This window comes from Brenneria rubrifaciens (genome assembly GCF_005484945.1).
Classification (GTDB): Bacteria; Pseudomonadota; Gammaproteobacteria; order Enterobacterales; family Enterobacteriaceae; genus Brenneria; species Brenneria rubrifaciens.
Genome location: NZ_CP034035.1, coordinates 637412 through 660501, shown reverse-complemented (window position 1 = coordinate 660501; position 23090 = coordinate 637412). Strand labels below are relative to the sequence as shown.

Genomic DNA, 23090 nt, shown 5'->3' with positions numbered 1-23090 from the left:
CCTGATCATAAGGCGACGTGCGCAAAAATTCACCTATTGCCACCTTCCCAGCGCAGTACTGATTAGCAGATAAAGATTGAGTGAGACAACAATGAAGACAATGGCTTTGCCCATGTTCTGTACCAGACGGCTATTCACCATCTCTCCCATCAAAGCCTTATTGCCGGTAAAAGCCAGCAGAGGAACCAGCGCCAGCGCGATACCGAAGCTCAGCACCACCTGACTCATGACCAGCACACGGGTAGGCTCCACGCCAGAAAGAATAACGATAAACGACGGCAACATCGTCACGGCACGCCGCACCCACAGCGGAATATGGAAATGAACGAACCCCTGCATGACCACCTGCCCGGCCAGCGTGCCGACCACGGTCGAGGACAAGCCCGCCACCACCAGACTCAAACCGAAAATGGTCGCCGCCGCCTGACCTAACAAGGGTTCCAGTGTCAGATAAGCTCGATCCAGATCGGCGATATCCTGATTACCACTGAAATGAAAAGCGGCGGCAGCCGTCGCCATCATCGCCAGATTGACAAACCCGGCGACGATCATCGCAACCGCAACATCGACTTTGGTGGCGGCGTAACGTTCCGCGCGAGTATGTTCACCCTCCTGCTGCGTCAAAGAGGAATGCAGGTATATCACATGCGGCATAATGGTCGCCCCCAGCACACCGGCGGCCAGTAACACGGCGTCAGCAGTCGGCAGGCTGGGGATCGCCATACCTTTTGTCAGCGCGGCCAGCTCGGGACGAGAGAACACCAGCTCAACAATGTAGGCCGCCGCGACAAAGAGCAGCAACCCGCCGATCACCATTTCCAGCGGCTTTTGCCCGCGTTTTTGCAGCATCAGGATCAGGAAAGTGGCAATGCCGGTCAGGATCGCGCCTTCAAGCAACGAGACGCCCAATAACAGTTTGAAACCGATCGCCGCGCCGATAAACTCGGCCAGATCGGTCGCTATGGCGATGATTTCGGCCTGAACCCAGTAAGCCCAGACAGCAGGCCGAGGAAAGCGATCGCGGATCAACTCCGCCAGGTTTTTACCCGTGGCGATCCCAAGTTTGGCGGACAGTAATTGAATCAGCATCGCCATGATATTGGCCCACACCACCACCCACAGCAGCGTATAGCCATAGGCGGCGCCGGACTGAATATTAGTCGCGAAGTTACCCGGATCGATGTATCCAATCGCCGCAATAAACGCCGGCCCCATCAAAGAAAGTTTTATCTTTCTTGAGGTACGACTGGTTGACTCGACGACACGGCTTCCCGACATAGTATGACCCTTCTAACGCTGTTGTTTTATCAACTCTCACACAAATGATAATGATTATCAAGTGCATCCACGGCGGGAATACCAATACTTCTGATAGCTAAAGATGATGATTTTTGGTGAGAATAAAAATACGGTCGAGTTTTAATTAACAAATATTAACAAAATATAAACAAAAAACCCCACGCCTGAGCATGGGGTAGATGTTGACGCCAGGTCAACGAGCAAAACGTATGAAAGGATTACTCTTTCGCTTTGGAAACGGCCACCATCGCCGGGCGCAGTAGGCGGCCATTCAGCGTATAGCCTTTCTGCATTACCATCATCACGTGGTTAGGCTGATGATCGGCGGATTCCAACATCGTCATCGCTTGATGCACCTCTGGATTAAACGGCACGTTCACCTCCCCTACCACTTCAATGCCAAACTTACGCACAGCATCCAGCAGGGATTTCAACGTCAGTTCGACACCTTCAATCATAGACGCCAGCGCTTCATTGGATTTGTCCGCCATATCCAATGCGCGCTCAAGATTGTCGATCACTGGCAACATTTCACCGGCGAATTTCTCCACCGCGAATTTATGGGCCTTCTCAACATCCATTTCCGCGCGACGGCGGATGTTATCGGCTTCGGCGCGTGCGCGCAGCACATTGTCTCGTTCGCGCTGCTGTAGTTCACTCAACTGCGCTTCCAGCTCGGCAATACGCTCATCTCGCGGATCAGCTACGTCTGTTGTCTCTGCCGTGGCTTCCCCTTGATGCTCTTTTTCTGTATCCATCTGATCCAAGACTTGCTCATCAGGCGTGTTCTGTTCTTTACTACTCATGAAATTCTCCGCGTTTTAGCATTAATCCCGCTAGTTGCTTATTATGGGGATCAAAACCGGGGTTTCAAGGGAGCCAATCACAGATACCCAATAGATTTTGAGTTACAGGATGTCGGCCCATCACGCTGAGGATAATACAGCAATGAATAAACCGTTTAATTGTATTGGTATCGTCGGTCATCCGCGGCACCCCACCGCGTTGGCCACCCATGAAATGCTTTATCATTGGCTGGTCGGCAAAGGTTATTCGGTGCTTCTTGAGCAGCAAATTGCCCGCGAACTGAATCTGCAAGACATCTCTACCGGTAATCTGGCGGACATCGGACAATATGCCGATCTCGCCGTGGTGGTGGGCGGCGATGGCAATATGCTCGGCGCCGCACGCGTTCTGTGCCGCTATGATATCGACGTTATTGGCGTTAACCGCGGCAATCTCGGGTTTCTGACCGACCTTGATCCAGACCATGCCCAGCAGCAGCTTGCGGATGTTCTCGACGGCCATTATCTGAGCGAGCGACGTTTTATGCTGGAAGCGCATATTTGCCGCGCCAACCAGCCGAACAGCATCAGCACCGCCATCAACGAAGTGGTGCTCCACCCCGGCAAAGTCGCGCACATGATCGAATTTGAAGTCTATATTGATGATAAATTCGCGTTTTCACAGCGCTCGGACGGCCTGATCATTTCTACCCCCACCGGCTCTACCGCCTACTCGCTCTCCGGCGGCGGCCCGATCCTGACACCTTCGCTCGATGCCATTGCGCTGGTGCCGATGTTTCCCCACACGCTCTCGGCGCGTCCGCTGGTAATCAACAGCAGCAGCACCATTCGGCTAAAGTTCTCCCATATCACCAACGATCTGGAAATCAGCTGCGACAGCCAGATCTCACTACCTGTCCAGGAGGGAGAAGAAGTCTTCATCCGCCGCAGTGAACATTACCTGAATTTGATTCACCCAAAAGACTACAATTATTTCAATACGTTAAGCACAAAACTTGGTTGGTCAAAAAAATTATTCTAAAATTTTCACCCGCCACTTTACTGTATATAAAACCAGCCTATACTGTATGCAATTACACCTTGACATTACATACAGGAAAACCATCATGCTGGCGCAACTCACTATCAGTAACTTCGCCATCGTGCGCGAATTGGAAATTGATTTTCAGGCGGGAATGAGCGTGATTACCGGCGAAACCGGCGCCGGGAAATCCATTGCGATCGACGCCCTCGGCCTGTGCCTGGGAAACCGCGCCGACGCCAGCATCGTCAGGCCGGGCGCTGCGCGCGCCGATATCTGTGCCCGTTTTTCACTGGCGGATACGCCCACTGCGCGACAATGGCTTGAAGAAAATCAACTCGATGACAGTAATGAATGCTTGTTGCGCCGGGTGATTGGCGCAGACGGACGTTCGCGTGGTTTTATCAATGGCACGCCCGTACCTTTGTCTCAACTGCGTGAACTCGGCCAATTGTTGATCCAGCTTCACGGCCAGCACGCCCACCAGTTGCTGCTCAAACCGGAGCATCAAAAACATCTGCTGGATGCCTATGCCGATGAACCCAAGCTGCTTGGCGCGATGCAGCAAATCTGGCTGCAATGGCATCAAAGCTGCCTTGAACTTGCCCAATTGCAGCAGGCGGCCATTGAACGGGAAGCCCGCCGCGAACTCCTGCAATACCAATTGAAAGAGCTGAATGAATTCGCACCTCAGTCCGGTGAATACGAACAGATTGATGCCGAATACAAACGGCTGGCGAACAGTGGCCAACTGTTGGCATTGAGTCAGCAGACACTACAATTGCTCAGCGAAAATGAAGAACAGAACATACTCAGCATGCTGCACAGCGTAAAACATCAGCTTGATGAATTGATCGGCATGGATGAAAAACTGTCTGGCGTGCTCACCATGCTGGAAGAGGCCGGTATCCAAATCAGTGAAGCCAGCGATGAGCTGCGCCATTACAGTGACCAAATGGATCTCGATCCCATCCGGCTATACGAACTTGAGCAGCGATTATCCCGTCAGATGGCATTGGCCCGTAAGCACCACGTCGCACCGGAAGCCTTACCGACACTTTTTCAGCAGCTTTTGGAAGAACAGCGCTTGCTGGAACAGCAGGAAAGCGACCATGACACACTCAGTGCGGCTGTCAGCGCCTATCATCAACAGGCGTTGCATGTCGCGGAACAGTTACATATGCGCCGGCAACACCATGCCGGCGAACTGGCCCAGTTGATTACCGCCAGTATGCATGAACTCGCCATGCCACACGGACATTTCAGTATTCAGGTGAAATTTACGCCCGAATGCCTGACCGCCAGCGGCGCTGATAACATTGAGTTTTGCGTCACCACCAACCCCGGTCAACCCCACCAGCCACTGGCTAAAGTGGCATCAGGCGGAGAGCTATCGCGTATTGCGCTGATTATCCAGGTCATCACCGCACGTAAAATGGATACGCCGGCGTTGATTTTTGATGAAGTCGATGTGGGGATAAGCGGCCCTACCGCTGCGATTGTCGGCAAAATGCTGCGCCAGCTTGGGGAATCAACGCAGGTCATGTGTGTCACTCACCTGCCGCAAGTCGCCGGTTGCGGCCATCAGCATTTCTTTGTCAGCAAACAAACCGACGGCGCAGCAACCGAAACGCTGATGCAGCCGCTTGATAAACGTGCCCGTCTGCAAGAACTGGCACGGTTGCTCGGCGGCAGCGAGGTAACCAAAAATACGCTGGCAAACGCCAAAGAGTTGTTGGCGGCATAAGACAGGTGGCCCCTGCGGTTTGAAAAGCAGACGACAGGTAAAAAAGCTCAACTTTTTTGTCTTCCCGGGGTCATACTGGGGGCTTGCCGGTTTTCAAGTCCGGCAAGGTCTATTATCATCGGCAACCTATGCCCTTAAGGAATGTAATCACTATGCGCTGTAAAACGCTGACTGTCGCCGCCGCGGTGGTTGTTGTTATGTTGACTGCCGGTTGTTCCACGTTGGAAAAAGTGGTCTATAGGCCGGACATTAATCAGGGGAACTATCTCGCACCGGGTGACGTTGCAAAAATTCATACCGGAATGACCAAACAACAGGTTGCTTATACGTTAGGTACACCCATGATGCAGGACCCGTTTGGCAGCGATACCTGGTTTTACGTATTCCGCCGTCAGCCTGGACATGAATCCGTGAAACAGCAAACGTTGACGCTGACTTTCAGTGGTGACGGTGTACTAACCAACATCAATAACAAACCGGCACTGGACTGATTTGACACGGTTTATCGAGACAACGCCACACTGACAAAGTGAAATGCCTTTGGCTTACAAAAGGTTTTTATTGTTCGAAAAGTGGTGACAAAAATAAGGCACACGGTGCCTTATTTTTTTGAACGTTCAGCACGCTGGCGACGCAATTCCTTCGGATCGGCAATCAATGGGCGGTAGATCTCAACCCGGTCGCCGTCATTGAGGACATCGGTTAATTTTGCTGCCCGGCTGTATATGCCGACCTTATTGGTCTGTAAATCAATTTCTCTTCGCAATTCAAGCAGACCCGACGCAACGATGGCTTGCTCGACCGTGCTGCCCTCCTCCAGTGTGAGCGTACGCAGGTACTGCCGTTCCGGTAGTGCATACACCACATCCACGTTGATATCAGGCACTGTAGACCTCTTTGGCCCGCTGCGTGAATGCCTGTACCATATTTCCGGCCAGTTCCTTGAAAACCTTGCCAAAAGCGAGTTCGATCAGAACATTGGTAAATTCAAAATCGAGGTCCAGTTCCACTTTGCAGGCATCCGCACTCAGCGGTGTAAAATGCCAGTCGCCACTCAACTGACGGAAAGGGCCATCAACCAGTTGCATATTGATATTTTGATTATTGGTCAGCGTATTGCGCGTAGTGAATGTTTTACGAATTCCCGCCTTGGCGACATCCACCGCGGCTGTCATTTCATCAGGCGTCGATGAAATAACCCGACTGCCCGTACATCCCGGCAAAAAAGCAGGATATGAAGAAACATCATTAACCAACTGATACATCTGCTCCGCACTGAAAGGCACCAGAGCAGAACGACTTATTTTAGGCATAAAATTTTCCGTGATTCTTAAACGCGCAAAATAATAGCATTGATAGGCCGGCAGACAAAAATTCTGCGAGCGCTATCGCACGATATCATCAACACGCGTTTTGACGCACGGCGGGGATTTCATTCCCTTTTACATCCAGTATAATGACGGCACTATGACAAAGAAAAAAGCGTACAAACCCGGTTCCGCTACCATTGCGCAAAACAAGCGTGCTCGCCACGAATACTTCATTGAGGAAGAATTTGAGGCCGGGCTGGCATTGCAAGGTTGGGAAGTAAAATCACTGCGTGCGGGCAAAGCCAACATCAGCGACAGTTATGTAACATTCAGGGATGGAGAGGCATTCCTGTTCGGTGCCACCATCACACCGCTTAACGTTGCATCTTCACATGTCGTGTGTGACCCTACGCGTACTCGTAAACTATTACTTAACAAACGAGAATTAGACTCGCTGTTCGGGCGTGTCAGCCGTGATGGATATACAGTTGTGGCCCTATCCATGTATTGGAAAAATGCCTGGAGCAAAGTCAAAATCGGCGTAGCAAAAGGTAAAAAAGATCACGACAAACGTGACGACATCAAAGAACGTGAATGGAAATTAGACAAAGCCCGTATCATGAAGAACGCCAACCGCTAAGTGTGGCTTAAGTGGTATGAGTTCGGGTATACTGGCGACAGTTTCTTGGGGCTGATTCTGGATTCGACGGGATTTGCAAAGCCCAAGGTGCATGCCGAGGGGCGGTTGGCCTCGTAAAAAGCCGCAAAAAAATAGTCGCAAACGACGAAAACTACGCTTTAGCAGCTTAATAACCTGCTTAGAGCCCTCTCTCCCTAGCCTCCGCTCTTAGGACGGGGATCAAGAGAGGTCAAACCTAAAAGAGATCGCGTGGATACCTTGCTTGGGGTTGAAGCGTTAAATCCAATCAGGCTAGTTTGTTAGTGGCGTGTCTATCCGCAGCTGGCAGGCGAATGTAAAGATTAGACTAAGCATGTAGTGCCGACGGTAGAGTAATTCCGGACGGGGGTTCAAATCCCCCCAGCTCCACCAAATTTTGTTCTATAGAACGCCAAAGAAGTCCACTAAGCCCGCATGGCACAAGCCTTGCGGGCTTTTTTACGTCTGCTGCTTGCTGTGGCGATCTTGTGGCTTCCACAACTTTTAGGTACCTTCTTAGGTACCCGAAAGGCAGGTACCCATCCAGCGGGTACCTAAATGATGGAGGTACCTATGGCACGGTTAACAAAACCCCTCACCGATACGGAGATCAAAGCCGCCAAACCACAGGAGGCGGATTACACACTGCATGACGGCGACGGTCTGCAACTGCTAATCAAAAGCAGCGGCAGGAAAGTTTGGCAAATGCGCTACTACCGGCCTTTAACCAAAAAACGCGCAAAACTGACTTTTGGGCCTTATCCCGAAGTTACTCTGGCCGACGCCCGGCAACGCCGTACAGCGGCTCGCGCCCTGCTGCTAAAAGATATTGACCCTTATGAACACCAGCTTTCATTGCGCAAGCAAGCGCTGGAAACCCAATCCAACACCTTTAAGGTCATTGCCGAACGCTGGCTACAGTTAAAAAAGAGCAGCGTCACCGCCGACTATGCCTCCGATATCCAGCGCTCCCTCGAAAAGGATATCTTTCCCGCCATCGGCGATATCAGCATTATGGATATCAAAGCGCGCACGCTGGTGCAGGCTATTCAGCCGGTGCAGGCCCGAGGCGCGCTGGAAACGGTAAGGCGGTTATGCCAGCGGATTAACGAGGTGATGATCTATGCCATGAACGTTGGCCTGATCGATGCGGCGCCCAGCGTCAATATCAGCAAAGCATTCGAGAAACCGCAGAAAAAGCACATGCCCAGCATCCGCCCGGATCAACTGCCGCAACTGATGCAAACGATGCGGCTGGCAAATATCGAGTTACCGACCCGCTGTCTGTTTATGTGGCAGCTTCTCACCCTCACCCGCCCCGTCGAAGCCGCTGAGACGCGCTGGCAAGAGATCGATCTGGACGCTAAAGAATGGCGCATTCCGGCCGAACGCATGAAAATGAAGCGGGTACATATCGTTCCGCTGTCAGAACAGGCGTTGGCGATTCTGGCGCTAATGAAGCCCTTAAGCAGCCATCGGGAATATGTTTTCCCCAGCCGCATTAAGCCATTACAGCCAATGAATAGCCAGACGGTCAACGCCGCGCTGAAACGCGCCGGATTAGGCGGCATTCTGGTATCACACGGCATGCGCTCCATTGCCAGTACCGCGCTCAATGAGCAAGGCTTTCCGCCTGATGTCATCGAAGCCGCCCTCGCCCACGTAGATAAAAATGAAGTACGCCGGGCCTATAACCGCAGCGACTATCTGGAACAACGTCGCCCCATGATGCAATGGTGGGCTGACTTTGTGAAAGCAGCGGACAACGGCAGTGTGCTGGAAGGCGGGATCCGGGGACTTAAGGCGATCGGGTGATTGTATGCAGCCGTGTTTTTCTCCCGCCTCACACCATAAGCAAGTGATGGTGTGAGGCGGGAGACGCGTTATTTTTCGCTCATCGTCAATGGACAGGTACTCAATCCCGCGTCTTTAGCAACTCTTAAGATAAAGTCACTTAGCGGATGCTAAAAAGGAAGAAATTAAAAATATGCCTTAGTCAGAACAAACGATTTCATCGCCTCTGACGGGCATCAACCTAGGTGACTTCGTATGATTGAACAAGACTGGCATCCGGCAGATATCATTGCTGGTTTAAGAAAGAAAGGCACAACGCTGGCTGCGGTTTCCAGAGAAGCGGGACTCGCCTCTTCCACTTTGGCAAATACACTGACGCGCCATTGGCCTAAAGGAGAACGCTTAATCGCCGAAGCCTTGCATAAACGCCCCGAAGAGATCTGGCCTTCGCGTTATAACAGCGGACAGCATCAACAATACAGAGATGGAACCTCGGATTAGCCACTAAAAATTTACAAAATTTTTTTTCATCCTGTTGGTGGATTTAGACGCTCCTTACCGGATTTCTATGGAATAGAAATCCAGTAAGGAGCCAACAAGCGCAGCGCGTTAGCCGCTTGATATAGAGATTTTGGCGCAGTAGATTGTCAGTGCTATACCGCTGCTGCAAGCAGCGCTCCACGTTGCCACGACCTTCAAGGCAACGCGCAGGCCCAGCCTGTGTGGTCGACTCCCAACCCGCCCTGCTACCAGTTTGCGGGTGATCGCTGCGGCGATGGTAGCTAACTTATCCCAACGCCTTAGGGCTGCATCCTGTTTGCTCTTCGTGAAGCAACTGCTTTTTGCATACGCACTGATGCGTACAACACCCTTTATAGCTGGCGCAACCGTCTGCGGCCTTTTGCTGCCTCAGCGAATGCATCCATGAGGCAGCGGCGTCACTTCATACGGCGCAAAGCCGTTGCAAGTGACGCCGCGAACGGACTCTGCGCCAACCCTTACGCCACAGCGCTTTCTGGCGCGACCTGTCATCTGACGCATATTTTCTGCGTCAATTCTCATCAACCCGCTTATCAGAGGAGGACTGAACCGATACCGAGGCAGGCTTTCAGCCTGAGGGGATTACCCTGCTGATGCAGGCGGCTGCACCGAGTGCATAACCGATATCCCCGCCATACCTCAACCGCTGCCGCTCCGGCGCGCAGGTATTGTTCAGTGCGGCACGGTATCCCCGTGTCGTAAATCGCCGTGCGCCGGAGAACAGAGGTTATTGAGAATGGGGGGATAGCATATGTCACGATTAAGCCGGGAGATGCAGACGCTGGAACGACAGGCTGGCGGCAGCCATAAGACGGTACATGACCGACTAAAAATTGCAGAGCGGCTTGTCAGTCATCTGCTATCTTTGAATATTCAGATCCGCACGGTGCAGCATCTGAAAGCAAAACATATCGAATGCTATATCGCCGGGCGATTAGAACAGGGAATTACTCTGCGCACGCTGCATAACGAGATGGCAGCAGTACGGGTGATACTGCGCACCGCCGGGCGGGCTAAACTGGCTGATGCGGAACGGCTGAGCAACAAGGCTCTAGGTTTGGGTGGCGCCAGCCGGGACGGGACGCGGAAAGCGATTACACCGGAACGCTATCAGGTGGCGCTGGCAACCCTGCAGCAGAAAGATGCAGGGTTAGCACTCACGCTGCAACTGGCACGAATGATGGGTTTGCGCTCACAGGAAGCGGTGCAGTGTTCGCAGTCGCTCAAGACATGGGCCGAAGCGCTCGAACGAGGCGACGAACAACTGACGGTGATATTTGGCACCAAAGGCGGACGGCCCCGGCAAACGCGGGTGCTGGATCGGGAAGCGTTAACGCAGACAGTGAATCAAGCGCTGGCGATAGCCGCTACTCGCAACGGTCGGCTGATTAATAAACCGGATCTGAAAAGCGCAATCAACCGCTGGCGCTCGCAAACTGCGCTGGCAGGACTAAAGGGGCAATACTCGCCGCACAGCCTGCGTTACGCATGGGCTCAGGATGCCATGTGCTACTACCAGCAGCAGGGGTTCAGTAACCGGGAAGCCAGCGCGCTGGTATCAATGGATTTAGGGCATGGCGATGGGCGTGGACGGTACATTCAGCAGATATATGGAAAAAGCACGACATGATAACAAGGTAGCTAGCTATAGTAGTTTTATCATCACATATTCAAATAGGAATAGGTTGGAAGCGTTCAGATTACCAACACCAGCCATAACCACATCGGAGAACCTCTGTGATTACAATGGAGAGTCCAATTTGTCACCACTGCATACATAGTCAGGCCAGTTTAGCGTGATGATATCGCTGCAAATAGATTCAGCCAACCAGTCAAGAGGGCTACCACCATCTCTGAAACCACACTCCCATAGTTCAAATACACGCCACCCAGCGTCATACAATTTCATTTTAACTTCAATATCTCTGTGTTTATTAGCAACAAATTTCTTCATCCAAAATTCATAGCGAGTCTTTGGTGTAGTTGCATACTTACAGCCATCGTGTCGATGCCAGAAGCAGCCATGAACGAAAATACACAATCCATGTTTCGGTAAAACGATATCAGGTCTACCAGGCAAGTTGTTAACATGTAGCCTGAATCTAAAGCCTTGAGCATGCAAATATTTCCGTACGATCAATTCTGGTCGTGTATTTTCCCCTTTTATACCAGACATCATGCGAGACCGCGTCTTCTTATCAACAATGTCCATCAGGTTTACCTTCCCGTTTTCGCCACTTCCTGGTATCTTGGCAACCGACAAGAACCATTGATATATAATATGAGCACCGTTTTGTTACAGATTCCCATAGTAGACCTTTTTGCTGGCCCTGGAGGGCTGGGAGAAGGATTTTCTTCGCTTGCTGCTTTCCGTATCGCTATCTCTGCGGAGATGGAACATTCCGCACATGCAACGCTTCGACTGCGAGCCTTCTACCGTAATTTGAAGAGATTAGGCAACGATGCTGTTGCCCCTTATTTTTCGCTATGTAACGGTAAAAGCTGCATCCCTAAAGATGCTACCCCACTTCCAGAATGGGATGAAAAAACAAGCAATGCTTGGGTAGAGGCATGCGATGAAGCCTTGATGCTGACACTAGGTAAAGCAGATAGCAACCTTCGTCTTGATCAGGCAATCAGGGAAAAAGGGATAAACTCGAAAACGCCTTGGGTTCTGATTGGTGGCCCGCCTTGCCAAGCATATTCTCTAGTCGGTAGAGCCAGAAACAAAGGTAACGTCAATTATAAAGCAGAAGAAGACCCCCGCCATTTCCTTTACAAGGAATATCTACGCATCATTGACAAGTATAAACCGCAGATTTTCGTAATGGAAAATGTTAAGGGTATTCTCTCATCTAAAATTAATGGTTCGAAAATATTTCAAAGTATTCTAAAAGACTTGGTAAGCTGTGGCTATAGCATTTTTTCATTAGTTACAGATACATCTTTTGGTCAGGGAGATGACCCTAAAAATATTGACGCTCGTGACTTTATTGTACGTGCGGAACATTATGGTATACCTCAAGCTAGACATCGGGTGATTCTATTAGGCATAAGAGATGATCTGTGCCGTGACAAAGGGTCTGGATGGCGACCGAACGTACTCAAACCAGCTTTCGCACCTATCAGCGTAAGACAGGTTATTGGGGATCTTCCCTCACTTCGCAGCAAGATATCCAAAGGTGAAGATTCTGCTAAACGATGGGCAGACCTTCTTACCAAGCATGCTCGTGAACTCGCAGAAGAGGCCCGTAAGGAAAAGAATGAACTGGAAGATGTCGCTGATATTCTGGATATAGTTGCCATAGCAACACGTTTACCACGTGACTACGGTATGCAACGAAAAAAATATCGTAACCCTCAAAAATGTTTCTCTGAATTAGCCCAATGGTATACAGGGTTGGCATCAAAGCATCTCAATTTTTTTATGAATCATGAAACCAGAGGGCATATGGAGAGTGACCTGCGTCGTTACCTATTTGCCGCAGCATTTGCTCAAGCAAAAGGTATTTCCCCTAAAGGCCATAAGGATTTTTCTTTGGAGGGATTAACTCCGGCTCATAAAAACTGGAAGAGTGGAAAATTCGCTGATCGCTTCCGAGTACAACTGGAAGATCAGCCATCAACTACAATTACCAGTCATATAGCCAAAGATGGACATTACTTTATTCACTATGACCCATATCAGTGTCGCAGCCTGACGGTAAGAGAAGCGGCTAGGTTACAGACTTTCCCAGATGACTATTTTTTTCAAGGAAATCGGACCCAGCAATTTCATCAGGTAGGAAACGCCGTACCGCCATTCCTTGCTTTTAATATAGCCAAGATCGTTCTTTCAATATTGGAAGATACCCCAAAAAACGGTCACGAAATCATAAAGTGATTGAGCAAATCATAGTTAAGATTTGCACACAACAATGCCTTCCTGCCGTCCTTTATCAAGAACTTCCAGCAAAACCAGACTCTGCCTCTCTGTTGGAATCTTGTTAGGAATCTGCATAGCCACCTTCAGTACGCCTGCTTCCTTTGGCGTGAGTAGACTTCTTTCAAGCAGAGACCGATGGATGCGGGTCCAGTCCGCAGCAGGAACAGCCAGAACTTTTCGCTGTGCCTCAATGCCATTGTCGATTCGCTGCGTCTGCTTCGCGGAACGCACGGTCGCCGTCTGATCTTCAAGAGAAACAAGGCGCTCATAGAACTCGGGCGCAAGGAGATTGGCAATGGCTTCGGTACGAGCCTGTATCCTCGTCCAGCACGCTTCCTTCTTGCACCACTCCGAAATGTTCGAGATACCGTGTGGTGGCTTGGTGATGTCATCGTTCACCACGCCCGACACGATAGCGATGGCATCCTCCAACACGGCATCAACCATCTGTGCATTCCAGACTCCCAGAAAATCGATGCTCTCCTTTCTTCGCTTCGTGATCTCAGCCAATACCGCCAGCGTGTAGGCCACGATGTTTGCTCGATACCCACCGTTGTACCAAGGTTGCGCAGAAACAATGCGCTCGGTGGCACGGAAGATCAGCCCGCGCGCGACGGCTCTCTTGAAATAGAACTCGTTGAAAGCGTCGGACGATTTTCCCCACTCGCTGCCGATTCGTGCAGCGTAGCGCGCAAAGTTCTTCTGGGAGCCAAGGTTGACCCATCTTGGATGGTCATCCCAGACATTCTCGAACTTCGCCAGATCCGTCTTCGTGAACATCTGTGGCTTGGGATGCTCGGCCTTGAAGCGACGCTGCTCTGCCGGTGTCATTTTTGACTGTGCATCGGCATACTGACCGCGTGCCCGCTCATAGAACCAGCGCGTCTCGCGGGGGGCTCCCTTCTGCGCCGGCGCCCATATGCGCCGCGAGAACCCTTCCATTCGGACATGGAACGGATGATTCGAGAAGAAGTCGGCAGCATTCACCCGATTCTGGGTGTTCGCATACTCCGATATCTTCGGCACAACCATCTCGCTTTGCTGGCTGTCGATGACAGACAGCTTCATCTGAACGAATATCTGGGAAAGGTCCGCCTTGTCCCGCTTCCGCGTATGGAACAGGGATGCGGTGGTTTGCCCACCATTGACGATCTGAAGATCGACAATCCTTGTGATCGCCAGACCGGAATCCGTTGCCTCGGTCTCGACACTCTGCGCGGTGGCCGTGATCCCGTTATTGTAGGCAAAGAACATCCCCGGCTCGTTCATGATCGTTGCCCGCATGCCTTGGTTTACATTACCACGAGCCTGCAGAAATGTTCGAACGTTCTGCTCCAGCAGGCGCGCTCCGAAACTTCCGTACAGGGTCGCCAGCACATCTGCTGGCATGACCATGAGGTAGGACTGATAGGCATCGGTTGTCAAGTGAGCAGGAAGGCAGGCGATGCCTTGGCCGAACATCTGCTCGAAGTCGAGATCGAGTGGTTCCTTGTGGCTGCGTGAGCTTCGCTGACGATGAAGCCGTGAAATATCCCATACGTGATAACTGGTGGGAACGCCAGCAACTTCTCCATCCGGAAGGCTTTGCACCGCCCCGCTGAGCGTGCGTTCGGAGAAAAGAATAAGGTTGAGCGAGTTGATGGCACCTCTGCGATCGACAATCTGTCTGGCAATGCCGTATTCCGGCGAAGTGACTTCCAGATCGTCAGCCAGATTCCTGTCCATACTCGCATCGAAGAAGTTGGCAACGCGCTTGAATGCAGCATCCACGTCCGTCCTGGTCAGGGACGCCAGCTCGTTGCGGGAGTCGAAGTCTGCAATGAATAGGTTCAGGACTCCCTCATCATTGAACCAGTAGCCGTCCACGCGCACTCCGCGGTGCGCCCGAAAATGACAAAGTTCGAAGCCTTCCGTGAAGCCTGTTTCGACAAGCTCTGCAGCGATGGTTTCCATGAACTCGTCGAGCTGAAACCTGCCATTGGCTTCGGCTCCTGCCAGCAGTTCCTGTCGGAAGTCGTGGAAGAACTCTTCGCCGGTTTGCTCCATCACTCTCCTCCGAAGACGGCGGCACCGTCGCACTCGTATTGCGCAATCGTTTCCAGTCTGATGTCGTAGGCTACCTTGGTAATCCCTGCCGGCAGTTGCGACCGCATGAGACGCGGAAAATCGTCGGCGACCTGATAGCTGCGCACGTCGCTGACGACAAAACGTTGCTCATCATAGTTAGGGAGCGGAGCGTAGCCGTGTGCAACCAGCTTCCGGTCAAAGGCCTCGATGGCCTCTGCCTTATCGAGCCGCGCCTGGACGGCAGTGACAAGCTCGTTGAGCGAGCGGGCACCTGCCGCGTCAGCCAGATTGCTTAGCCGGTAGACGCGCAGGAACAGTGCGTCGTTCAGGGATTCAAGCTGGTCTTCCGACGAAATGCGGATACTGCTCCGCTCGGCGCCCGAGAGTGACTTGACCTCAACAGCCGTATTGCCGAAGATGAAATCCTGATGTGATCGTTCCGGACCAAGCCAGGCTTCAACAGCGGCATTGCTCGGCATTTGCCGATCGATCAGTTCCATCAGAAAGACGATTTCAGCGAAGAGACCACGGACTTCCTCGGTGGAAAGATGCTGACTTCGGCCCGAGAGGAAAGTCTTCCAGCGACGGATGTGTGCCAGCGAGACTGCCAGAGAGCTGGCCGAATCGGTGGCGTGTTCCAGTGCGAATGCAAGGGTTTGGCACAGTCCTTCGAAGAGATCGCGATCGACCTGTCTTTCAAGAACGAGGACTAGGTGTTGCTGCCCCCGAGCGCCGGCACGAAGATCGACATCGACGCCGTTCACCGTGACCGCATTCTTCCGGTACTGGGCTGCGTGGTCGCCCTGAAGTTCCACAATGAACAGGCAGGCACCACTGTCATCACGTCCCCAGAAGCAGGGCACGGCTGTTTTTGCCGCAACTTGGCGGACATTGAAGTCCGTGCTAGGAACGGCGATTTCGTCCCAAGGTGAGGAGTCAGTCATCATAGTCCTCCTCGGCATCTGGGTCGTCAGGCGTTCCTTGCATCCTTTCCAGCCACACTTTGTTCGCCACAACTTCGATTTCGGTTTTGTAGTGGCCGGCAGGAAAACTGACACCAAACGCGGCAACGGGGCCTTTCACACGGGAATCGCCGTGGGGATCCAAACTATGAATCATCAGTAATGGCTTGTTTCTGATCTCGCGATAATGGGTGTCCGATGGTGCAGCCGGCTTGTCTCCGGACGCAGCCAGCTCCACTGCCGCAGCTTGCTGCTCTGGAGATAGGCCCAGCTTTTCGTCTCCCCGTGAAGCCACACGATCCTTGTTCAATTGCCAAGCGGAGCCTTGGAGATTGGCAACCACACGCGACTGTCCGTTGAGGCTATACGGCCTGTCGCTACCCCCAGGTGAGATCAAAAGAACATCACCGGAAGGATGCTTCTCGGAGAGTGCACGCAGATAGGCAACAGTATCGTCTTTTCGATCGGAAAAATGGCTGTGTGCTTGAAAAGCAATCAAGAAATCCTCGATTATCTCGACTGGCACGTCCTTGAATATGACGCCCTTCCCGGTGGGCTCTTCTGCCCTTTCTCCAAATTGCTCACGCCAAAAACCTTCGATCAGCGCAAAGTTGTGCACATTGACGTCGGGATCAGTCGAGACGATATAGCTCTCCAGCATTCGACCGCTGAAGTTCTGTCGAAACTTCACCTTTTCTCCGCTTCGCATCTTATTGGTTGCCGTGATCAAGAGGGGGCTGTCTGGGTGAGACATGACATAAAGACCGAACTGGCGCGGGCTCAACCCGTCGCGTCGCATGCGCTTGACCTGCTGTACAAGTTCTTCGGCCGCATCGGCGATGTGGGAGTACCAGTTGATCGAATCGCGCGATAGATGGACGCGACATAGATCCTCGAAGCCCGGCCGGTAGCCGAACCAGCGACCCATCTGCATGAGGGTGTCGTACATCTTCGTGTTGCGGTACATGTAGCTGACGGTCAATCCCTCGATGGTCAAACCTCGCGACAGGCTCAGGCCACCGACCGCGATCGCCGTCAGCCCGATGCCTTCCTTCTCGTACCGGTTGTAGTCGAGCACCTCGTCACTCTTGCTGTTGATAACATAGAGGTGAAGATGCTCGAAGACGCCATTGAGGGCAGTCTTCACTTCAGCCCATGTGACGCCAACGTCGGCATATTCGGCATCGAAAGCCTCCTTTAGGCCTTTCATGTACATGTTTCTTAACGAAACGTCTTCCGGCATCGCGTAGTTGGCGAGAACTGCTTCTCTGATCTTCTTCTCCCTGAGACTCAGGAAATCGCGCACAGCCTTCTGCACCGGCACAAAGCGCGACACATTGACCATCATCGAGCAATGCTTGCCGGCCTGTCCGCGCAGGTTCCGAATGGCGCGGGCGACGATGAACTCGTCGAGTGCGCGATAGAGACTGGGAGGCAACTCGTGGACGGGATCGTCGCGTTTGTGCGAGTAGGGAATGAGATCCTCGCAATCATCGATCGGCCTGATGATCAACTCGCTTGTCGCCTCATTGAGGAATACCTTCTCCGCACCGAAATAGGTTGTGGGTGCATCCAGGCAATAGATGAAGTCGCGAGGGAATAGCTCTTCCTGCACATCATCGTCATAGGCATCCGGATTGATGAAGATGTTGGCGAATGGGGTTGCCGTATATCCGACGTAACAGGACTTCGCGAACAATCCCAAGATGCGGCGAATCATGGCATTCGTCTTGGTCGGGTCCAGATCCTCCTTGTTCGTGTTAATGGATGCGTTGTCGGCTTCGTCGTCGATCAGCAGCATGGGTACATCGGAGATGCGGTCTTTCCCTTCGGCGTTCAGTTCTTTCAGCCATTTATGCAACGCAGTGAGCGTCGTGACGTTCTTCTTGATGATCAGGATGATCGGCTTGCTGAAGTCGTTGATCTTCCAGCCGCTCTTGGCCGCTGTGTTCTTGTTGAAGTCCTCGTTGATGTTAGTGAGTGTTGCCGCACCGGGATAGTCTGGATCAAGGCCGACGCCAATTTTCCGACGATCCTCCGGATCACTCGATCGACCGATGAAGGCCTCGTCAATGCGTTGCTGTGTCTGCCTGCGCAGGTTGTTGTGAATGCCCGCGATGACGACGATGAACTTGTAGCCCGCATCGGCTGCACGTGCTATCAAACCCGTGTAGTTGGCCGTTTTCCCCGACTGCACATGGCCGATGACCAGGCCACGACGGTTCCAGCTCGAGCCTTCGCTCAGTGGATCCTGAAGGTGACCAAGAATGCGGTTGGTCACATCGCTCAGCGACTGGACCATCTGAGGAGGCCAGCCCTCGTTGCGAAGGAACTCCTCATATGCCTTCGCATAGATCCAATTAACGTCCTCGCGCTTGTGAACCCATTGATCGTTATGCTTCGCATTGACATCAACCAATGAGGTGCCTGCTCCCATGCGGGTCACAACCGATTCCATGGCCTCGGTGACAATGTTGCGGAGGTCTCCTGTATAGCCGAAGATTGAAGCAATCTGCCTTGCCTTTTCCTCCACCTGATTGCGCGTTGGCGTTTCCGCCATGTTGGCGAGGCCCGAGATGAGAGCGTTGGCAATGTTCCGTTCTTCCGTGATGGCTGTAATGCTCATGCAAAGGCCTCGCTGATGAATTTTTCGGCCAGCTCGATCTGGCCATCGAAAAGATGCGTGGAGCGCACGATCTGAAGAAACGCCTTCGCATCGCCCGGCCCGTCACCGTACAGAACCTGACGCAGGCTCCTCAAGCGCTCCATGGTCTGGCTTTCATCCACCGATCGCTGATTGATCTCGCGCGGGTGGGTCGAGTAGTCGGAATAGATCATCTCTACTGGAAGCGAGGCAGCAACTGAATCAAGCAGCGTGCGAAGCAGATCGGCATCCTCTGGCGAGAGTCTTCTTGCCAACGAGGCGATGATCGGGTGCTGGTCGTTGATCGTGAACCGGATGCCATCGTGATCGGCATAGCGCTCCCAGAACGGAGCTTGGGTTTCCTGAAACAGCTTCTGTCCACGCCCCCGATGCACCGTCACGCTGCGGCTGGCAATCTTAGATATTATCTGACGCAGGCGCTCACGCACCGCGTGGGGCGGGCGGGCGCGCGACTTCTTGATATCGATCGTCCAAGCTTCGTCCAGAGTGTTGGGAAAGTCGATCTGCACCCGTGCCAGTTTGGTGGCCTCACCCTTCGGTACCAGCCGGAACCAATCTCCCCACGCCATCAGGCGCCCGTTCCGATAGACATAGCCTCCCTGGTTGGAGATAAAGTCACTGCGATCCTGGTAGTAGTCGTACTCGGACGCGGGAAGACGGCTGTGGTGTGGCAGCACATAGGGTTGCAGGCGCACTTCCGCATCGCCGATGCGGACGATTTCCTCCGGAAGAACCTGAGTGGCCGGATTCTTTCTGCAAAAAGGATCGAATGCGGCAATGGGGTGACCGTTGATGGCAAGCGTGATTCTGGGATGCCCCTTGACCTCGCCCGAAAGGAAGCGATGGAAGACGAGGGCGAGATGTCGCCCCACCACCTCAAGCTTCTCGTTCACGATTTCCTGCCGCCGATCCCCGACTTCGTCTTCGAGCATGCGATCGAGTTCTCGCCAGAGGACTGCGGTGCCGTTCCTGCCGAGGCGATCGACATAGGGCAGCGCCTGGATGTCGGTCTCATCAAGAATGCTCAGAATCCAGTCGTCTGCTGCATCGATGCGATCCAGGTTCCACTCGGCACCACAGATGGAAGCATCACTTGTGCTGACCACTGTCAAGGAACGGCACTGCGAGAACGACGCCGTCTTCAGTCCAAGACCAAAGCGCCCCAGATCCCGCGGCGAACGATGCTGCTTGGGATTACCAGTTCCATGTCTCATCGCGTCCATCAATCCGTCTTCCGACATCCCTGTCCCGTTGTCAAGAATTGCGACAACAGGCACCTTACCTGACACATCACAAATAATGTCGATAATATCTGCACCAGCAGAAATGCTGTTGTCGATCAAATCAGCAATTGCCGTTTCGAGCGAATACCCAAGATCCCTCATCGAGGCCGAAAGACATGCTGCGCTTGGTGGATGCCTATGTTCCCGAGCCATAATTCCCCCACAATCTTCGGAGAACAAGCTAAAATCATATAAAATTTGTTTATAATAAACAAATTACATCGTTATTTTTCATCGCAGACTCCCATCTGTCAGCGTCATACAAGAAAGATAACTACCTCTTCCTGTATTGCACTCCTCAAGATTTTTTACACCAGCATTACCTAACTTTTATTTTCTAATAGATAGGCTCAAGTGAACATTCACCAGCGCATTAGTGAAGAGCTTAATATGAAATGGACCATTGTACTTCGTTCACCTTACCAGCCATCACAGGGACAGGATCTAATGTGAATAAACTTTTAGGCCCACTCTTGGGCCCATAATCCTAAATAAAAATCATTAATATATTTTAAAATTAAATAATTAAATGACAAATTCAAATCCCCCCAGCGCGAAGCTACTCGTTATGGCACCCTTTTTGGGACCCAACGCAAAGGGTCCCAAAATCGAGGGTCCTAAAATGGCAAAGATCGCTAAGAAACTTACTGACACTGAAATCAAAAATACTAAGCCAGCAGAAAAGGAGATCAACCTTTTTGATGGTGACGGCCTGATGCTACGAATCGCCCCTCTCTCTGTAGGCGGCAAGAAAAATTGGTATTTCAGGTATGCGGTGCCAGTAACCAAAAAGCTAGGACAAACCCTTATTGAGGCAGACTTACAGCTAATTGATTAAAATAGTGACCCATCTGGTTTTGCGAAGACTGAATATTGATGACATAAAAGGCCTGACGGCCTGATGAAAACCTGAATTCAATAATGGCTCAATGAAGCCGACGGCTTTTTAAGGTTCATCAGGCGCGAAACTCATCAAGGCGCAGGCATGTTTGCTCACCGTGACGCCGAATAGATTAAAGCAAGCCAACTTGTATCAAATTCAGTAGTTGCAAAAAACGGGGTGACCATAGATTGTTGAATAAATCATTTTCGAGGTGCAGCAAAGCCCATTATAAATCAAAAAATACATCATAGCTTACAGAGACCCCAGCTATTTATTTAACCGCAGTTCGGTGAGCGAACTGGCAATGCTCTGAAACGCAGAGGATAGATGGTCCACGTTGCTGGCATCAAAATAGTTGCCCGTGCCGCTAGAACAGTTTTGCATCATAGATTTGGTTCTGTCATTGGTGCCGCTGCCCAGCACCACTGTGTAGATTTCGATATTTTTATTTTTTTCCTGGTATTCGTTTTTAATGTTTTCACACAGCTTGGTGGTCAGCGTATTAAGCGTATTATTACCGACCAGCCAATCAGAGTCGTTACCACTCGGCTTCTGAAATAACAGACCAAAAGGATTTATTTTTGTACCATTTTCAGTCCCCCCTGCCTTTAATTCATCAGGAGAGCCTATTCGTAACGAATTAAAATCAGAGCTATTAGCATAGAATCTATTTAAAAAGTTACTATCATCAGATATTTTCAGCGGTAAATACCGTTTCGACCAGGCATCACCTTTATTTAACCGATATTTAAAACTTAAATTAACACTCTTTTCACCATCATTCTCGCCATCGATAATAACGCCTACATCTTTCAATTTAAAGGGGACGGTAGTGCCTACGACAGGATCGAGGCCATTATTGCCATCGGTCAGCAGAACAATAACTTTCTTCAAGCCGATCGCGGGATCGCGGGGTTTATTACTATCCCCCCAACCGTCAGCGCCACGCCAGTCTGCGTCAAGCATACGCCATGACCATAATAAACCTAATGGAATAATAGTACGACCACCTATCTCCATTGCATTAATCTTACGCTTTAGATCGGGTGCATTATTGCTGAGAAAAATCATTTTTCGGTCTGACAGACAATTATTCAACCAGCCTGTATCACCATATTGCCATTGGCGATGATAAGAATTAAAAGCGAAGCTGACTCGGATTGTATGATTATTTTTCAAATCAGGATCGTTTATTCGCTTATCAATGTCCTGGCCGCTAATTTCTAAAGAATTGCCATCAATTTCATAATAAGGGACGTTTTCAACTTTTTTCATGTCGATTTCTTTTGTCCCAACCGTCATCAGCGGCTCAAAATTGCCTGGTAACCCCGGTTTGGCCTCGAAGGTGTTATTGACGTAAGGTTCTACCAAACAACCGCCCCAATGCTTGCCTGCTTCGATGTAGCGCATCTGCTGCGCCCTTGGTGACAGCCAATGTACTTTCTCTTGGCCAACATACACCGTATCGGCAAAAGGCACGACACCGATGAATGATTGGCTGGCGACCTTGCCGGCCTGCGCCGCGCTCAGCAATGTATCCACCAGTTTCGTAGCAGCGATTTTCAGCTTGCCAATCCGGTCTTCATGCCCCATAGAACCGGTATTATCCAGCGCCAGCACCATTTCCACATCGCTGCGGGTACGGCGTACCGCTTCGTTTGTCGCCATCAGTGTAAAAGCGGTTCTTTCCATCATGCCGGTTGACAATAATGGCAAGGTGCCACTTACGGACATTCGCACCAGTTGCCCGGAGATAGCGCCCTGTTCATTGTTTTCAGTGCCGTAAGTTATCTTTAAATTTTCCAGCGGGATGTGGCTGCCGAGAAAATTCTCCGGCATATTGCTGCGAAAATAGCGGCTGGCGTCGGTGCGCCACTTGGTTTCATCGTCAGAACCTTTATCTGGTGTGAATTTGTCCAGATTACGCCCGGCGGAAATCACCGCCGCATCCAGCGAGTTCTGCAACTTGTCCTGCGCCATGCTGTAACGGATAAAATCAATCGACCCCAGCAGCGCCAGCAATATCACAGGAAAACAGAGCAGATAGGTCATTGTTACCGCGCCGCGCTGTTCCCGCAGCAGTGTGATAAGGAACAGCCAGTGCGTACTCATCATTCTTTTCTCCATCGT

18 protein-coding genes, 1 other RNA gene and 1 pseudogene are annotated in these 23090 nt (G+C 51.5%); 10 read left to right on the top strand and 10 right to left on the bottom strand.

Annotated features, from left to right (window positions below; all coding sequences use genetic code 11):
* Positions 1-33: 33 nt before the first annotated feature.
* Together EH207_RS03125 and grpE are read right to left on the bottom strand one after the other, a co-directional pair.
* Entirely contained in the window at positions 34-1278 is a 1245-nt protein-coding gene (locus tag EH207_RS03125) for an Nramp family divalent metal transporter (protein WP_137712689.1), read from the bottom strand.
* A gap of 239 nt (positions 1279-1517) precedes the next feature.
* Entirely contained in the window at positions 1518-2105 is a 588-nt protein-coding gene (grpE, locus tag EH207_RS03120) for a nucleotide exchange factor GrpE (protein WP_137712688.1), read from the bottom strand.
* Positions 2106-2247: 142 nt separating this feature from the next.
* Here grpE and nadK point away from each other — a divergent pair, with 142 nt between their 5' ends.
* From nadK to bamE, 3 genes are all read left to right on the top strand, one after another.
* Positions 2248-3126, top strand: coding sequence for an NAD(+) kinase (gene nadK / locus EH207_RS03115; protein ID WP_137712687.1), 879 nt, complete (start codon positions 2248-2250; stop codon positions 3124-3126).
* 85 nt (positions 3127-3211) lie between these two features.
* Positions 3212-4873, top strand: coding sequence for a DNA repair protein RecN (gene recN, locus EH207_RS03110; protein WP_137712686.1), 1662 nt, complete (start codon positions 3212-3214; stop codon positions 4871-4873).
* Between the two features lie 152 nt (positions 4874-5025).
* Positions 5026-5364: an outer membrane protein assembly factor BamE gene (gene bamE, locus EH207_RS03105; protein WP_137712685.1), complete on the top strand. Its 339-nt coding sequence runs from the start codon at positions 5026-5028 to the stop codon at positions 5362-5364.
* A 110-nt stretch (positions 5365-5474) separates the two neighbouring features.
* On the opposite strand, the gene EH207_RS03100 is transcribed toward bamE, so the two are convergent.
* Together EH207_RS03100 and EH207_RS03095 are read right to left on the bottom strand one after the other, a co-directional pair.
* Positions 5475-5759: an RnfH family protein gene (locus EH207_RS03100; protein ID WP_137712684.1), complete on the bottom strand. Its 285-nt coding sequence runs from the start codon at positions 5757-5759 to the stop codon at positions 5475-5477.
* Positions 5752-6186, bottom strand: a complete 435-nt coding sequence (locus EH207_RS03095; RefSeq protein ID WP_217496117.1) for a type II toxin-antitoxin system RatA family toxin — start codon at positions 6184-6186, stop codon at positions 5752-5754. The genes EH207_RS03100 and EH207_RS03095 overlap by 8 nt, the downstream gene beginning before the upstream one ends.
* 154 nt (positions 6187-6340) lie before the next feature.
* Here EH207_RS03095 and smpB point away from each other — a divergent pair, with 154 nt between their 5' ends.
* The 5 genes from smpB (at position 6341) to EH207_RS03065 (ending at position 10805) form a co-directional block, all read left to right on the top strand.
* Positions 6341-6823 (top strand): SsrA-binding protein SmpB, encoded by a 483-nt coding sequence (smpB, locus tag EH207_RS03090; protein WP_137712682.1) that lies wholly within the window; start codon positions 6341-6343, stop codon positions 6821-6823.
* Positions 6824-6870: 47 nt separating this feature from the next.
* Positions 6871-7234: a transfer-messenger RNA gene (gene ssrA, locus EH207_RS03085) on the top strand.
* 180 nt (positions 7235-7414) lie between these two features.
* Positions 7415-8656 carry an integrase domain-containing protein gene (locus EH207_RS03080; protein WP_137712681.1) on the top strand — a complete coding sequence of 414 codons (1242 nt, stop codon included), beginning with the start codon at positions 7415-7417 and terminating at the stop codon, positions 8654-8656.
* A gap of 234 nt (positions 8657-8890) precedes the next feature.
* Complete coding sequence (locus EH207_RS03075) at positions 8891-9136, top strand: helix-turn-helix domain-containing protein (protein WP_137712680.1); 246 nt, start codon at positions 8891-8893, stop codon at positions 9134-9136.
* A gap of 790 nt (positions 9137-9926) precedes the next feature.
* Positions 9927-10805, top strand: a complete 879-nt coding sequence (locus tag EH207_RS03065) for an integrase domain-containing protein (protein WP_137712679.1) — start codon at positions 9927-9929, stop codon at positions 10803-10805.
* Positions 10806-10916: 111 nt separating this feature from the next.
* Here the strand turns inward: EH207_RS03065 and EH207_RS03060 are convergent, their stop codons facing one another.
* A complete protein-coding gene (locus tag EH207_RS03060; RefSeq protein ID WP_137712678.1) occupies positions 10917-11387 on the bottom strand; it encodes a very short patch repair endonuclease in 471 nt (156 codons plus the stop codon).
* A gap of 69 nt (positions 11388-11456) precedes the next feature.
* Here EH207_RS03060 and EH207_RS03055 point away from each other — a divergent pair, with 69 nt between their 5' ends.
* Positions 11457-13058: a DNA cytosine methyltransferase gene (locus EH207_RS03055; protein WP_137712677.1), complete on the top strand. Its 1602-nt coding sequence runs from the start codon at positions 11457-11459 to the stop codon at positions 13056-13058.
* A 15-nt stretch (positions 13059-13073) separates the two neighbouring features.
* Here the strand turns inward: EH207_RS03055 and EH207_RS03050 are convergent, their stop codons facing one another.
* From EH207_RS03050 to EH207_RS03035, 4 genes are read right to left on the bottom strand one after another with little or no spacing between them, the layout of a single operon-like run.
* Complete coding sequence (locus EH207_RS03050) at positions 13074-15146, bottom strand: AIPR family protein (protein ID WP_137712676.1); 2073 nt, start codon at positions 15144-15146, stop codon at positions 13074-13076.
* A complete protein-coding gene (locus EH207_RS03045; RefSeq protein ID WP_246048932.1) occupies positions 15146-16114 on the bottom strand; it encodes a PD-(D/E)XK motif protein in 969 nt (322 codons plus the stop codon). The genes EH207_RS03050 and EH207_RS03045 overlap by 1 nt, the downstream gene beginning before the upstream one ends.
* Positions 16104-18755 (bottom strand): Z1 domain-containing protein, encoded by a 2652-nt coding sequence (locus EH207_RS03040; RefSeq protein ID WP_137712675.1) that lies wholly within the window; start codon positions 18753-18755, stop codon positions 16104-16106. Before EH207_RS03040 ends, EH207_RS03045 begins: the two co-directional genes overlap by 11 nt.
* Positions 18752-20230 (bottom strand): ATP-binding protein, encoded by a 1479-nt coding sequence (locus EH207_RS03035; protein WP_137712674.1) that lies wholly within the window; start codon positions 20228-20230, stop codon positions 18752-18754. The genes EH207_RS03040 and EH207_RS03035 overlap by 4 nt, the downstream gene beginning before the upstream one ends.
* A 469-nt stretch (positions 20231-20699) precedes the next feature.
* Here EH207_RS03035 and EH207_RS03030 point away from each other — a divergent pair.
* Positions 20700-20870 (top strand): annotated as a pseudogene (locus tag EH207_RS03030) (integrase arm-type DNA-binding domain-containing protein); the annotation flags it as partial.
* Between the two features lie 357 nt (positions 20871-21227).
* Here the strand turns inward: EH207_RS03030 and EH207_RS03025 are convergent.
* Positions 21228-23087, bottom strand: coding sequence for a TadE/TadG family type IV pilus assembly protein (locus EH207_RS03025; RefSeq protein ID WP_137712673.1), 1860 nt, complete (start codon positions 23085-23087; stop codon positions 21228-21230).
* Positions 23088-23090 lie beyond the last annotated feature (3 nt).

Coding starts and splice junctions, on each gene's coding strand:
- smpB (WP_137712682.1), top strand. CDS start 6,341: ATGACAAAGAAAAAAGCGTACAAACCCGGTTCCGCTACCATTGCGCAA.
- EH207_RS03025 (WP_137712673.1), bottom strand. CDS start 23,087: ATGGAGAAAAGAATGATGAGTACGCACTGGCTGTTCCTTATCACACTG.
- EH207_RS03045 (WP_246048932.1), bottom strand. CDS start 16,114: ATGATGACTGACTCCTCACCTTGGGACGAAATCGCCGTTCCTAGCACG.
- grpE (WP_137712688.1), bottom strand. CDS start 2,105: ATGAGTAGTAAAGAACAGAACACGCCTGATGAGCAAGTCTTGGATCAG.
- bamE (WP_137712685.1), top strand. CDS start 5,026: ATGCGCTGTAAAACGCTGACTGTCGCCGCCGCGGTGGTTGTTGTTATG.
- EH207_RS03035 (WP_137712674.1), bottom strand. CDS start 20,230: ATGGCTCGGGAACATAGGCATCCACCAAGCGCAGCATGTCTTTCGGCC.
- EH207_RS03080 (WP_137712681.1), top strand. CDS start 7,415: ATGGCACGGTTAACAAAACCCCTCACCGATACGGAGATCAAAGCCGCC.
- EH207_RS03055 (WP_137712677.1), top strand. CDS start 11,457: ATGAGCACCGTTTTGTTACAGATTCCCATAGTAGACCTTTTTGCTGGC.
- EH207_RS03050 (WP_137712676.1), bottom strand. CDS start 15,146: ATGGAGCAAACCGGCGAAGAGTTCTTCCACGACTTCCGACAGGAACTG.
- recN (WP_137712686.1), top strand. CDS start 3,212: ATGCTGGCGCAACTCACTATCAGTAACTTCGCCATCGTGCGCGAATTG.
- EH207_RS03040 (WP_137712675.1), bottom strand. CDS start 18,755: ATGAGCATTACAGCCATCACGGAAGAACGGAACATTGCCAACGCTCTC.
- nadK (WP_137712687.1), top strand. CDS start 2,248: ATGAATAAACCGTTTAATTGTATTGGTATCGTCGGTCATCCGCGGCAC.
- EH207_RS03060 (WP_137712678.1), bottom strand. CDS start 11,387: ATGGACATTGTTGATAAGAAGACGCGGTCTCGCATGATGTCTGGTATA.
- EH207_RS03065 (WP_137712679.1), top strand. CDS start 9,927: ATGTCACGATTAAGCCGGGAGATGCAGACGCTGGAACGACAGGCTGGC.
- EH207_RS03095 (WP_217496117.1), bottom strand. CDS start 6,186: ATGCCTAAAATAAGTCGTTCTGCTCTGGTGCCTTTCAGTGCGGAGCAG.
- EH207_RS03125 (WP_137712689.1), bottom strand. CDS start 1,278: ATGTCGGGAAGCCGTGTCGTCGAGTCAACCAGTCGTACCTCAAGAAAG.
- EH207_RS03075 (WP_137712680.1), top strand. CDS start 8,891: ATGATTGAACAAGACTGGCATCCGGCAGATATCATTGCTGGTTTAAGA.